Source organism: Morganella psychrotolerans (assembly GCF_001676155.1).
GTDB lineage: Bacteria > Pseudomonadota > Gammaproteobacteria > Enterobacterales > Enterobacteriaceae > Morganella > Morganella psychrotolerans.
Genome location: NZ_LZEW01000023.1, coordinates 269,322 through 282,090 on the forward strand (window position 1 = coordinate 269,322; position 12,769 = coordinate 282,090).

The window sequence follows — 12,769 nt, forward strand, 5'->3', positions numbered from 1 at the left end:
TTTTCATTTTTGCAGAGACTCTCAACCTTCCGGATCATCAGTGACTCGTTACAGATATAAAAAAAGCATCCATTGGATGCTTTTTTTATATCTGTATACCCTTATTCATTCAAACTGCAGGTTCGTTGGCTGCATCTTGAATGACGTTGGGTATATACATACGTTATTCAATTTTCAGTACGTTCAGCGTAATCATCGACATTGAGTTTGGCGGGATCTGACCTTCAATTCCTTCAACACCGTAACCACCCTCAGGTTTAATATAAACATCAACCTGTCCGCCGACACCGGCAAGAGACACAAATTTCGCTAAATCTCCCGGCAGCTCGTTAAACGGAACCACCGCAGGTGCATCTTTGCCATGAGAAACCGTTACTGAGCCATCTGTCAGCTCTTCACGCATAGCAAATGTAATTGTTTTACCTTTCAGGGCTTTATTTTTCTGTCCCTGTTTTGTCACACGGAAATAGACATCCGGTGACATTTTTTCGTACTTCTGACTTTCCAACCGGGTTATCAGCTCTTTATTTTTTCGTTTATTCAGCTCACCAACCTGTTGGAACGTATACGCAGTAACCGCTTTATTTTTTTCTTCTTCTTTCGCTATCTTCGTATTCAGCGTGTTATTAACCGTACGCTGCGTGTCGACAGCCGCTTTCTGTTTATCCATTTCTTTCTGTAATGCAGTATATTTAGCGGCAATATCTGCATTCTCTTTCAGCTTCGCTGTAGCTTTTACCAGCTCGGCATCTTTATCTGCCAGTTGTTTTTTCTGATTATCCAGTTGCGTATTCAACTTCGCTAAGGCTACATCAGATTTAGCCAGGGCTTCAACCTGCTGCGCTTTTTCTTTTAACTCTTTATCCAGTTGGGCAACCCGCTGCTGCTCGGCAGCAAGTTTCTTATTCAGGTCAGCATTATCTGTCTGTATTGTTCCGCTCTCTTTTTCTGAACCGGAGACTTTTGCTGATAACATTTTTTTTATCGGCGGTCAACTGAGCAATTTTTTGCTCAAGTGTCGCTTTATCAACAGCCAGTGCAGCCAGGTCTTTTTTCAGATTGTCGCTCTGACGGACATTTTCAACTTCTCTGCTCTGTAACTGCGCCATCAGCTTGAGTTTATCGGCATCACGCTGCTGTAATTCTTTTTCCAGCACCTGTAACTGACCGGAAACATTGGTCATATCAGTCTTTTCAGAACTCAGCAGAGCGATACTTTTCTGAGAACGTTCTTTATCTGCCGTCAGCTGAGCAATCTGTTTTTCCAGCCCGGCTTTATCTGCACTCAGTGCCACCAGCTCTTTTTTCAGCTGTGCGCTCTGTTTATCACTGTCGTTACCGCGATCGGACAGTTGTGCCGCCAGTACCTGTTTTTCAGCATCACGCTGTTTCAGTTGCAGTTCCAGCGCACTCAGTTTTTGAGTGACTACAGCCATATCCGCATTTTTGTTATTCAGCTGCGTGATATTTTTACCGGCCTGAGCCTGTTCTTCGGTCAGACGGGCAATCTGCTCAGCCAGAACGGCTTTATCTGCTGTCAGCGTTGACACATCTTTCTTCAATTGCGAATTTTGTTGCTGACTATCTGTCGTTTTTTGTAACAACTGCATAGCAAGCACCTGCTTTTCAGCATCTCTTGCCTGAAGTTGTTTATTTAAATCCGCCAGTTGCTGTGTCATTTTCTGCATATCTGCATTTTTATTATTCAGCAATCCGGCATTTTTTGCTGATGCCGCGTTATCTGCCATCAGCGTTGCAATCTGTTTTTCCAGCCCGGCTTTATCCGCTGTCAGGGCAGTCAGCTCTTTTCTCAGTTGAGCACTCTGTTTATCACTGTCTGTTCCGCGGCTGGCCAGTTGAGCCGTCAGCGACGATTTTTCCGTATCACTTTGTTTTAATTTGTCTTCAGTCGCGGCCAGTTGCTGTGATATTTTTGCAATATCTGCATTCTTGCTGCTGAGTAAGGCAATATTTTTTTTCCGACAGATTTTGATCCGTACTCATCTGTGCAACCTGTTTTTCAAGTGTTGCTTTTTCTGTCGTTAATGCTGCAATACGGGTTTTCAGCTGCGCATTCTGTTTGCTGCTTTCGGTATCCTGTAATTGCAGTTTTGCAGTAAGCCGCTGTTTTTCAGCGTCTTGTGCCTGTAATTGTTTTTCAAGCTCCGTCAGCTTTTGCGACACCTTTGCCATATCCGCATTTTTATCCTGCAACAGAGCAATATTTTTTTTCTGCTACAGCGCTGTCTGATGTCAGTTTGGTAATTTGTTTTTCCAGCCCGGCTTTATCTGCCGTCAGTGCCAGTAAATCCCGTTTCAGGACATCACTTTCTTTTGTTTTATCCGTTGTCAGCGCCAGCATTTTTTCAGTCAGTTGCTGCTTATCCGCTTCCCGCTGCTGTAACTGTTTTTCCAGCGAGGTCAGTTTTTGCGTAACAGCCGCCATATCAGTATTTTTGTCCTGTAACAGAGCCATATTTTTCTCTGACAGGACTTTATCTGTATTAAGTTGCGCAATCTGTTTTACTAACAACGTCTTATCTGTGGTCAGTACCAGCAAATCCTTTTTCAGCTGTTCGCTCTGTTTGCTGTTATCTGCCGCCTGCTGACGTAACTGAGCCGTCAGGCTTTCTTTCTCTGCATCACGAACCGCAAGCTGTTTCTCAAGCCCGGTCAGTTTCTGTGACACTTTTGCCATGTCGGCATTTTTGTCCTGCAACAGCGCCAGATTTTTCTCTGACAAAAGGTTATCAGCCGTCAGTGTGGCTATCTGTTTATCTAACGCATTTTTTTTCTGTGGCAAGCGCCAGTAACTCTTTTTTCAGCAACTCAGTTTGTTTGCTGTTATCCGCATTCTTCTGTGAAAGTTGTTCAGTCAGTGCTGATTTCTCAGTATCGCGGATAGCTAATTGTTTTTCTAATTCAATAAGCTGCTGTGATATTTTTGCCACATCGGCATTTTTATCTTCCAGCAATGCAATATTTTTATCCGACAGTTCTTTCTCTTTATTAAGAGATAAAATCTGTTTTTCCAGCTCTGTTTTTTCACCGGTCAGTGCCGTAATCTGACTTTCTGACTGACCATAGCGTGATAAATTTTCACTTATCTGCTGATTCAGTGAATCAATCGTTTTTCTGTTTTGATCCAGTTCAGCGGCTAACTGTGCATTACCACCCTCTGCGGCGGCTTTAAGCTGATTGTTTGCCAGAGTCAGCGATTTTAACGTCATCTCATTTTTCGCAATCTCAATGAGGGAATCGTCATAGTCGCGCTTAACCTGCTGGTACTTTTCGTTCAATGCCGCCAGTTCACGGCTCACATCCTGTAGTTTTATACGGGTGAGACGCAGCTGTTTCTGTGTATCCGTCGGCTTAAACCAGTTTTCAGGTTCCAGCACACGGGCCACAGTCAGCGGCAGTTCGGAGAAATAAGTCATTGAACGGAAAGGTTCACCCAACATGGAGAACATAATTTCCGGTGTGAGAATGAGTGAGGAGGATTGACGTCCGGGGATTGGTGAGAAAACAAATCCCTTGTGTTTTCCGCTCCATTTCTGGCTGTCGCGAACCAGATAAGCCGGTGACCACTGAGGGTATCCGACAGGAATAGGGTTGGTTACAACAACCGGTTCCTTAACCACAATGGTTTCACATTGTGCCGGCACAGAGATTGCCGGGGCTGTTGTTTCCGCTTTCTGAGTACTCACTGTCCGTGTTGCGCGTTCAGACGCAGGCGGGACAGAATTTCTTTCTGCGCGGGACACTTTTTGTGTGCCTTTGCGTGACGACCCGGTGGTTTTTCCCGCAGATTTTACTGCCGGAGCCCGGTCAACCCGCTGAGCGGGATACTTGTTAGGTTGCTGAACGGAAGCAGGAAAACTGCCTGAATCTTTCTCAGTCTGAATATAACGATCAAAATCTTCTATAACCTGATTAAATTCAGATGCCGTTGCCGGTTGTACTACCGCAAACAATGCTACCGTAATACACAACCTAATGTTCAGTCTCATAACCCGTTAACCTTCTCCAGGGTATTCTCAATAGACAGAACAGAGTAATAACGAACCTGCGCGCACAGGACTTTGGTTTTCGCTTCAACGGTCATTTTCAACAGTTTAAGCGTATCCGGGCTGGCAGTTTTTTCAAGCTGACGATACAGTCCGTTGATCTGGCTGATTTCACTGAACGCAGACACCATCTGACTATAGTCTTTCGGTGAAATCGTTTTCAGTGAATCGAGTTCTTTTACACACATACTCAGCTCAGGGGAGATCGGTCCGGAAGAGTGCTGCAATTCAGGTCTTGGCAAAGGTGCTGATGTTCTCACCGGCTCAGGCTGAACCGGCTGAACCGGTTGTGCCACTGGTGCCGGGGCAGGCGGAGTATATAATGAACAACCTGACAGGGTTACCACGCCTCCTAACAGGAGTATCCCCGTCATTTTGTTCAGTGCTGTCTTGGATAACATAGTTTCACCTTAGAGAAATAATTTGGCCACTGCTGCGTTGTGCAAAAATAGGCACCAATTGTATAGCCAGAGCTTCTGAAAATAAACTCTAACCTGTCACAACTCAGGCTTATATAACATACATTACGCCGCGGGTGAGTCTTAACTATTCGTTTTTTGTTATCCGAACACCTTACCACAGCCGCACAATCTGAATTTTCATGCTTATCGCGCTAACAATTTTTCTTCGTTATTATTCTGCTCTGCAGGTCTGTTGTTGCAGACCGAGAACATAAATCAGCCAATTTATTTTACAGGATACGTTCCGGATAATTGCCGGAAATTCTGTAATAATTAATCAAAACATGTATCAGGGTATGTGTATACGTCCAAAAAAAGAACATACAAAATGAAACTATCCCTGATGGGCTATTATATCTTATCCACGAATAAAATCGATTAACCGCCACAGACAACTCTGCTGTAAATCTGAAAGCATTACGATGATTACAGGATAAGTGCGCAACCTGATGTTATCCTGAGTTCTCAGCCGGAGTATAAATGAATATTTTGTGTGTGTTATCTCTTTTTTTCTTAATTATGCGACAGCGCTTGTGTTCCGCCTTACCTGCTTATTTTCCTTATTATTTAATGATAAAGCCATTATCCGTACATAATTTAAAATTAGCAGGATTTATCAGGTTTATTACGCTTAATACGACTGATATCCCTATCAAACGATATACCCGTCATACTTCAGGATGCCTGGTCGTTGACTACTCAAAGCCCGAATTATTCAGGGAATAGATTATCATTATGTCTCTGCTTAGTGCCGGATTATCAATAATGACGGTATTTTCTCTCTCAATATGAGAGAGCACCGGAAAATAAAATGGCGTTTTGCCGCACTCCGCTTTATTTTTTTTACCTCAGTCACAAATTCCTCTGTAAATTACGCTATTTCTCCCTGCTGGCGTATTTATTGCTTGTTTTCAGGTATGCACTCTTTTCCTGAAAGCCGGAGAAACAATAATGTCTGAAGCAGTCGGAAAACACGCCGTGGGTACACCTTACCTGCGCGTCGATGCTCTGAGTAAAACGTCAGGGCGTGCCCGCTATACCGATGATATGCCCATGCCGGGTATGCATTACGCCAAATATGTCCGCAGCACTATTGCACACGGTATAGTCACCTCCGTTGATACCGCAGAGGCGCTCGCGATGCCGGGCGTGGTGGCCGTCTTTACGTGTGACGATGTGCCGCCAATTCCGTTTGCGACCGCCGGACACGCCTGGTCACTGGAGCCTGCCAAACGCGATGTGGCTGACCGCCTGCTGCTCAACCGCCATGTTCGCCACCATGGCGACGGTGTGGCTATTGTGGTTGCCCGTGATGAACTGAGCGCAGAAAAAGCGGCAGCGCGGGTGAAAGTCACTTATGACGAACTGCCGGTGATTACCTCACCACAAGCGGCACTCGCCGCTGATGCGCCACCGATCCATGCCTGCGGCAATCTGCTCAAACGCACGTCCATCAATGCAGAGAGCGCAAAAGCGACGGTCAGCCGTTCGCCGTACCAGTTCCGTGGTCATTTTGATACGCCGGTTGTCCAGCATTGCCACATGGAAGGCGTTACCTGCTACGCATGGCAGGAAAATGATCATAAAATTTCTATCGTATCCAGCACACAGATCCCGCATATTGTCCGCCGGGTCGTCGCACAGGCGCTGGATGTGCCCTGGTCACACATTCGTGTGATTAAGCCGTATATCGGCGGCGGCTTCGGTAACAAGCAGGATGTGCTGGAAGAGCCGATGGCAGCCTGGCTGACACTCAAACTCGGCGGCATTCCTGTCAAAGTGGAACTGAGCCGCGAAGAGTGCTTTTTTGCCACGCGCACACGCCATGCTTTCCATATCGATGCGCAAATGGGGCTGACCGCAGAAGGCACGCTTAATGGTTATCATCTGGATGTGATTTCCAATACCGGTGCGTACGCCTCTCACGGACACTCCATTGCCTCCGCCGGGGGAAATAAAATCCCGTACCTTTATCCCCGCTGCGACTACGGTTATTCTGCCGCAACTGTGTATACCAATTTCCCGGCAGCCGGTGCTATGCGAGGTTATGGTGCGCCGCAGGTCACGTTTGCACTTGAATGCCTGATGGATGATGCCGCCGCTCAGCTGAATATCGACCCGGTTGAGATCCGCCTGCGTAATGCAGCACAAACCGGAGACTGCAACCCGGTCAATAAAAAAAACGATTTACAGCGCGGGCTTAATTGAGTGCCTGAAACAGGGAAGAGAACTGTTCGGCTGGGATGAACGCAAGGCGCTGGCGCTGGCAACCAGAGGCGATATCCGCAGGGGTGTCGGTGTTGCCTGCTTCAGTTATTCCTCCAACACCTACCCAGTCGGTGTGGAAATTGCCAGTGCGCGCCTGCTGATGAACCAGGACGGCACCATCAATGTGCAGGTCGGTGCAACCGAAATCGGGCAGGGATCTGACACGGTATTTTCCCAGATGGTCGCTGAAACCCTCGGCGTGCCCGTCAGCACCATTCAGTTGATCTCCACACAGGATACCGATATCTCACCGTTTGACCCGGGCGCATTTGCGTCACGTCAGAGTTATGTTACGGCTCCCGCACTGAAAGAGGCAGCTCTGACATTACGGCAGAAGATCCTGGCTCATGCCTCGCAGATGACTCACCAGGCCGCCTTTAATATGACGATCCTCAACGGGGATGTTGTTCTGGAGGCACAACCGGAAATCGTCATTACCACGGTTGCCGAAGTCGCAATGCACAGTTTTTATCATCAGGAAATCGGCGGGCAGCTCTCAGCTGAATCTTCTTATAAGACACAAACCAATCCGCCGGCATTCGGCTGTACGTTTGTTGATGTCACGGTCGATATCCCGATGTGTCAGGTGACAATAAACCGCATTATTAATATGCATGATTCAGGTCAGATCCTGAACCCGCAACTGGCCACCGGTCAGGTTCACGGCGGGATGGGAATGGGGATCGGCTGGGCGCTGTTTGAAGAGATGCTGATCAACGAAAAATCCGGTGTTGTCCATAACCCTAATCTGCTCGACTACAAAATGCCGACAATGGTTGATCTGCCGGATCTGGAATGCGGTTTTGTCGAGACGTACGAGCCGCAATCTGCCTATGGTCATAAATCACTGGGAGAGCCGCCGATTATTTCCCCGGCTGCCGCTATCCGTAATGCTATCCGGATGGCGACAGGTATTTCCATCAATGAAATTCCGATGACACCAAAACGGCTGTTCCGGGAATTTGTCAACGCCGGGCTAATCAGGGGATAATGACGATGTATGATTTTGAAACTTACAAACGCGCTGAGAGCATCACTCATGCCGTCGCCCTGCTTGCTGAAAACCCGCAGGCAAAACTACTGGCAGGCGGAACAGATGTCTTAATTCAGTTACATCATCTGAATGAGCGCTTCCGTCATATTGTGGATATCCATGACTTACCGGCACTGCGCGGAATAAGCGCTGATGATAACGGTCATATCCGGATAGGCTCTGCCACAACATTCTCCGAACTGATTGACAGCCCGCTGATTAATCAGTGCCTTCCCGCACTGAGCGAAGCGGCGGCAACCATTGCCGGACCACAAATCCGCAATGTGGCAACTTACGGCGGAAATATCTGTAACGGCGCCACCAGCGGCGACTCCGCCTGCCCTTCCCTGATTTATCAGGCAGAGCTGGAAATTGCCACACCGGACGGCATCCGCCGCAGACCACTGCGCGGCTTCCATACCGGTCCGGGTAAAGTAGCCTTTGAGCCGGGCGAACTGCTGGTTGCATTCCATTTCTCGCCGGAAAATTACCAAAACAAAGGTGCGGCGAGCTATAAATACGCCATGCGTGGTGCGATGGATATTGCCACAATCAACTGTGCGGCACTGTGTGATATCCGCGACGGACGCTTTGAAGAACTGCGCCTTGCCTTTGGTGTTGCCGCACCCACACCGGTACGCTGTGAGCACGCTGAAGCGGCAGCTGTCGGGAAACCGGTCACATTAGCAACACTGAAAGCCGTCAGCCAGGCCATTGAGCAGGATGTTGCACCGCGCACCTCATGGCGCGCCGAAAAAGAGTTCCGCTTACATCTCATCCGTGTTCTGAGTGAACGGGTGATCCGCGCGGCGGCTGAACGCCTGGGAGAAAAAATCGCATGAATATGAAAGAGTGGATAACTATCAACTGCACACTGAACGGGCAATTACGCGAGCTGACAGTCTCTCCGGCAGCAAGGCTGTCTGATATTCTGCGGGAGCAGGGATTGATCAGCGTGAAACACGGCTGTTCCGTGGGCGAATGCGGTGCCTGTACGGTATTGATTGATGATGTGGCTATTGATACCTGCCTGTATCTCGCTGTCTGGGCAGACGGAAAACAGATCCGCACAGCAGAAGGCGAAATGAAAAACGGCAAACCGTCCGCAGTGCAGCAGGCATACGCTGAAAGCGGTGCCGTACAGTGCGGGTTCTGTACACCGGGACTGATTATGATGACCACCGGACTTCTGGAGAAACATAAGGGGCATCCCCTGACTATCCGCCAGATCCGCCACGGACTTGCCGGTAACCTGTGCCGCTGTACCGGTTATCAGATGGTCGCAGATGCAGCCGATAAACTTCAGAAAAATCAGTAAAATAAATAAAATAAGTGATACCCGACGTCATTCAGGATGCAGGCAGGCGGCAAGGGAAGACAGACGGGGAGCATACATAAGTATGTGACCCGGCGGGCGTAGTGCGGCCAACGAACCTGCAGTTTGAATGAATAAGGGTATAAAAACCGCAGCCGGTTTCAGGGCTGTGGCATCTGTCTTTTCATCAGTACCGGCAGCGCGTGCGCTTCTCCCCAGCTTTTGAGCATCAGTAATATCGGCGTCAGTGATTCACCTGCTGCCGTCAAGCTGTATTCCACTTTCGGCGGCACTTGCGGATACACTTCCCGGTGGATCAGTTCAGCGGCTTCCAGCTCACGTAACTGCTTTGTCAGCATACGCGGCGTAATAAATACCAGATGCCGCCGCAGTTCATTAAACCGTTTTGTTCCACTGATCAGATGATAAAGGATCATCCCTTTTCCTTTTCCGCCCATCAGTTCCAGTGATGCTTCCACCGGACAGGCTTCATAAGCGTATGACTCGTAGCGGGTCTTTTTTACAGTATCCATTTTGTACCTATATACCAAAAATGTGCGTACTTGTTAAAAATACATCATGGCTTATGATAAGCACCATTGAAAAATCAGCAATACAAATTAATCAGCACATATTAATCAACAAGGACTCCGTTATGACAATCACACAGGCTGTAATGCACCGCTACTCCACCAAATCATTTGATCCTGCAAAGAAAATCAGCGCGGACGTTATGGAAGAGATCAAAACCCTGCTGCGCTACAGCCCGTCCAGCGTCAATATTCAGCCATGGCATTTTATTATTGCGCAAACTGAGGAAGGCAAGCAGCGTATTGCGACATCCACTCAGCCGGGCTATGAATTTAATACAGCGAAAATTACACAGGCTTCCCATGTTGTATTGCTGTGCGCAAAAACAGATATTGATGACGCCCATATAAATGCCGTGCTGGAGCAGGAAGACAAAGACGGACGTTTTGCCACGCCAGAGCACAAAGCAATGAATAACGGCGGACGGACATTCTTTGTCAATCTTCATAAAGAAAAACTCGGTGACCTGCCGCACTGGCTGGAAAAGCAAACCTTTCTGAACCTTGGCGCGCTGTTACTGGGTGCCGGTGCTCTGGGAGTGGATGCAGTGCCGATGGAAGGTATGGATTTTGATACGCTGGATAATGAATTTGGTTTGTCTGCCAAAGGGTTAGCCCCGGTTGCCGTCGTGTCTCTCGGCTACCGCAGTGCGGATGATTTCAATGCCGCCCTGCCAAAATCCCGTTTTCCGGAAGAGCAGATTATCTCCATGATTTAACAGCATAATTTAACAGAAAAAAAGCCACCGGGAAGTAAAATTACCCCGGCGGCTTTTTTGTATCAGGCTGACATAATCATAATTAGTCTGCTGATAATTCGTATTTTTTAATCTTCCGGTACAGTGTGGCAATGCCTATTCCCAGCTCTTCCGCCGCCTGACGTTTATTATCATAACGTTGCAGTGCTTCGCGGATCATCTGCTTTTCCATCTCTTCCAGCATGGTTTCCCCGTGTAATACAGGGTCATCTGCCGGCAGCGGCGGAATGCCTCTGAGTGGCACCGCGCTGTTCGGAATCGTTTTAACAGGAATGCTTTTTACCGGAATGCTTTTAACAGGAATAGTTATGTCGCTTTGATACACATCCCCGCCGGTCTGACCCGGCAACGCCGGTGCATTTATTGTTTGTCCGGCATGTTTCGCAAAGTTCGGCGGTAGCAGTGAGATATCAATCACTTCGCCCGGCGGCACCACATTCACCAGATATTCCATCAGGTTACTCAGTTCCCGCAAGTTACCCGGCCACGGCCAGGCGTTAATCACCGCCATCACCTCATCCGAAATACCCGGATAGACCAATCCGAGGCGCTTGGTATGCACATTGAGGAAATGATGCACCAGCAGTTCCACATCACCATAGCGCTCACGCAGCGGCGGCAGGGCAATCGGGATAACATTGAGGCGGTAATAGAGATCTTCCCGGAATTTACCTTCACTGACAAACTGCTCCAGATTCTGATTAGTTGCGGACACAATGCGGATATCCACCGGAATGGTCCGGCTTGACCCGATTGGCTGCACTTCGCGGGATTCGATTGCCCGTAACAATTTCGCCTGAACAAGCAGCGGCATATCCCCTATTTCATCAAGAAATAAGGTGCCTTTGTCTGCCGCCTGAATCAGCCCTTGTTTCCCGTTGGCGGATGCCCCGGTAAATGCGCCTTTCACATAACCAAACAGCTCACTTTCCAGTAACTGCTCAGGAATGGCGGCACAGTTAATTGCAATAAACGGCTTTTCGCTGCGGTTGCTCAGCTTGTGGATAGCGCGCGCCACCACTTCTTTCCCCGTGCCGCTTTCGCCGGTAATAAGAATGCTCGACGGGCTGGGTGCCACACGGGAAATCAGGTGTTTAAGCTGGCGGACAGGTTCGGATTTTCCGACCAGATGTTCAATAAACAATCCGTTCTCACCCGCGCGTGCCTCACTCATATCAATCGCCGCATGGGACTGATGAAATGCCATCAGGAACATCTGACAGCCGTTCACCACATGCAACTGACCGATAATAATATTGCTCTCACCATCGTATGACACAATGTGCTGTAAATGCCCGCTGTTCAGGCTCTTGAAGTAAGTCAGCGGACGGATGGTCACGATTTTTCCTGAGATTTTTTCATACGGAATATGGAGAATTTTCAGTGCATGAGGATTGGCAAACTTCAGATGATTAGAATCATCAAGGATCAATACGCCCTGATCCATAAATTCAATCAGGCTCAGTAAGACTTTTTGCGCCCCGCTGCGGCCTTCTTGTTCATCCAGCAATTTAGCGACAAAGATATTCGAAATATGCTGCACATAATCCGAGAAATCATGAATATTATCGCGGATCCGCTCCTGTTGTTCTGACGTGACCGCCACCAGGCTAATCACACCGATACAGCGATCCTGGAAAATGATCGGCGTACCGATAAAGGCTTTCTCCTTACAATTATCTTTATCCTCACAATTCAGGCACAGGGGATCAAAACAGGAATGGGTGACAATTTTTTCCTTTTTTGTCTCCAGCACATAGCGCAGAAGCTGCGAATTGTTCGTCAGACGATGCCCCAGATGCTGATTAAACAGCCCGGTTCCGGCAATCCTTGTCAGTTTGTCATCAACGATTTCCACATCAAGTTGCAGCACGCTGGCGAGCATCTTGCTGAAATGAACGATCGTCGGTTGTATCTGCATCAGCACAGACAGTGATTTTTCAGTGATCATGCTTACGACTTCCTATGCTCTTCAAATGACATATATGAAAGAAAGTACATAACGCGATAAATTATTAATTTTATTATAGTTATATATTGTATGCCCAATGTCATTCAGGATGCAGACTGGCGGCAGTTTGAATGAATAAGGGTATAGTGACTGCACATTGCCAGATATCTCCCGCCGAAACTCCAACACATGTACGAAAATCACACTTTTCTTTAGCTTTGATAATGAAAATGGAAGCGCGGTCACTTTATTTTATCAATATGATAATCACCGCGCTGACTTTATCATTCTGGCCCCGTTCCCTCTGTTTTGCCCTCTCACCTGTC

At 47.9% G+C, this 12,769-nt stretch carries 11 protein-coding genes and 1 pseudogene; 4 read left to right on the forward strand and 8 right to left on the reverse strand.

The window, feature by feature from the left end; translation table 11 throughout:
* Positions 1-163: 163 nt before the first annotated feature.
* From AYY16_RS21190 to AYY16_RS14320, 6 genes are all read right to left on the reverse strand, one after another.
* A complete protein-coding gene (locus AYY16_RS21190; protein WP_067367932.1) occupies positions 164-976 on the reverse strand; it encodes an FKBP-type peptidyl-prolyl cis-trans isomerase in 813 nt (270 codons plus the stop codon).
* Entirely contained in the window at positions 918-1,748 is an 831-nt protein-coding gene (locus AYY16_RS21195; protein WP_067367937.1) for a coiled-coil domain-containing protein, read from the reverse strand. The genes AYY16_RS21190 and AYY16_RS21195 overlap by 59 nt, the downstream gene beginning before the upstream one ends.
* A 157-nt stretch (positions 1,749-1,905) precedes the next feature.
* On the reverse strand, positions 1,906-2,193 hold the full coding sequence (locus AYY16_RS20305) for a hypothetical protein (RefSeq protein ID WP_156665012.1): 288 nt from the start codon (positions 2,191-2,193) through the stop codon (positions 1,906-1,908).
* Positions 2,194-2,203: 10 nt separating this feature from the next.
* Entirely contained in the window at positions 2,204-2,803 is a 600-nt protein-coding gene (locus AYY16_RS20310; protein ID WP_067367947.1) for a coiled-coil domain-containing protein, read from the reverse strand.
* Positions 2,775-4,010 (reverse strand): hypothetical protein, encoded by a 1,236-nt coding sequence (locus AYY16_RS20315; protein ID WP_156665013.1) that lies wholly within the window; start codon positions 4,008-4,010, stop codon positions 2,775-2,777. The genes AYY16_RS20310 and AYY16_RS20315 overlap by 29 nt, the downstream gene beginning before the upstream one ends.
* Positions 4,007-4,468: a hypothetical protein gene (locus tag AYY16_RS14320; RefSeq protein WP_067367953.1), complete on the reverse strand. Its 462-nt coding sequence runs from the start codon at positions 4,466-4,468 to the stop codon at positions 4,007-4,009. The genes AYY16_RS20315 and AYY16_RS14320 overlap by 4 nt, the downstream gene beginning before the upstream one ends.
* Before the next feature lie 1,011 nt (positions 4,469-5,479).
* Here AYY16_RS14320 and xdhA point away from each other — a divergent pair.
* From xdhA to xdhC, 3 genes and pseudogenes are all read left to right on the forward strand, one after another.
* A pseudogene (gene xdhA / locus AYY16_RS14325) lies at positions 5,480-7,787 on the forward strand (xanthine dehydrogenase molybdenum-binding subunit XdhA).
* 5 nt (positions 7,788-7,792) lie between these two features.
* On the forward strand, positions 7,793-8,671 hold the full coding sequence (xdhB, locus tag AYY16_RS14330; protein WP_067368355.1) for a xanthine dehydrogenase FAD-binding subunit XdhB: 879 nt from the start codon (positions 7,793-7,795) through the stop codon (positions 8,669-8,671).
* Complete coding sequence (gene xdhC / locus AYY16_RS14335) at positions 8,668-9,147, forward strand: xanthine dehydrogenase iron sulfur-binding subunit XdhC (protein ID WP_067367956.1); 480 nt, start codon at positions 8,668-8,670, stop codon at positions 9,145-9,147. Before xdhB ends, xdhC begins: the two co-directional genes overlap by 4 nt.
* A gap of 158 nt (positions 9,148-9,305) precedes the next feature.
* Here the strand turns inward: xdhC and AYY16_RS14340 are convergent, their stop codons facing one another.
* Positions 9,306-9,677 carry a winged helix-turn-helix transcriptional regulator gene (locus AYY16_RS14340; protein WP_067367960.1) on the reverse strand — a complete coding sequence of 124 codons (372 nt, stop codon included), beginning with the start codon at positions 9,675-9,677 and terminating at the stop codon, positions 9,306-9,308.
* Between the two features lie 122 nt (positions 9,678-9,799).
* Here AYY16_RS14340 and nfsB point away from each other — a divergent pair, with 122 nt between their 5' ends.
* The gene (gene nfsB, locus AYY16_RS14345) at positions 9,800-10,453 is read left to right on the forward strand and encodes an oxygen-insensitive NAD(P)H nitroreductase (protein WP_067367962.1); all 654 of its coding nucleotides are present in this window, start codon (positions 9,800-9,802) and stop codon (positions 10,451-10,453) included.
* A gap of 82 nt (positions 10,454-10,535) precedes the next feature.
* Here the strand turns inward: nfsB and AYY16_RS14350 are convergent, their stop codons facing one another.
* Positions 10,536-12,443: a sigma 54-interacting transcriptional regulator gene (locus AYY16_RS14350; protein ID WP_067367964.1), complete on the reverse strand. Its 1,908-nt coding sequence runs from the start codon at positions 12,441-12,443 to the stop codon at positions 10,536-10,538.
* Positions 12,444-12,769 lie beyond the last annotated feature (326 nt).

Bases quoted from the DNA above. Each gene is read 5' to 3' on its own strand.
- nfsB (WP_067367962.1), top strand. From the start codon at position 9,800: ATGACAATCACACAGGCTGTAATGCACCGCTACTCCACCAAATCATTT.
- AYY16_RS20305 (WP_156665012.1), bottom strand. From the start codon at position 2,193: ATGGCAAAGGTGTCGCAAAAGCTGACGGAGCTTGAAAAACAATTACAG.
- AYY16_RS21195 (WP_067367937.1), bottom strand. From the start codon at position 1,748: ATGGCAGATAACGCGGCATCAGCAAAAAATGCCGGATTGCTGAATAAT.
- AYY16_RS14340 (WP_067367960.1), bottom strand. From the start codon at position 9,677: ATGGATACTGTAAAAAAGACCCGCTACGAGTCATACGCTTATGAAGCC.
- xdhB (WP_067368355.1), top strand. From the start codon at position 7,793: ATGTATGATTTTGAAACTTACAAACGCGCTGAGAGCATCACTCATGCC.
- AYY16_RS14320 (WP_067367953.1), bottom strand. From the start codon at position 4,468: ATGTTATCCAAGACAGCACTGAACAAAATGACGGGGATACTCCTGTTA.
- xdhC (WP_067367956.1), top strand. From the start codon at position 8,668: ATGAATATGAAAGAGTGGATAACTATCAACTGCACACTGAACGGGCAA.
- AYY16_RS20315 (WP_156665013.1), bottom strand. From the start codon at position 4,010: ATGAGACTGAACATTAGGTTGTGTATTACGGTAGCATTGTTTGCGGTA.
- AYY16_RS14350 (WP_067367964.1), bottom strand. From the start codon at position 12,443: ATGATCACTGAAAAATCACTGTCTGTGCTGATGCAGATACAACCGACG.
- AYY16_RS21190 (WP_067367932.1), bottom strand. From the start codon at position 976: ATGTTATCAGCAAAAGTCTCCGGTTCAGAAAAAGAGAGCGGAACAATA.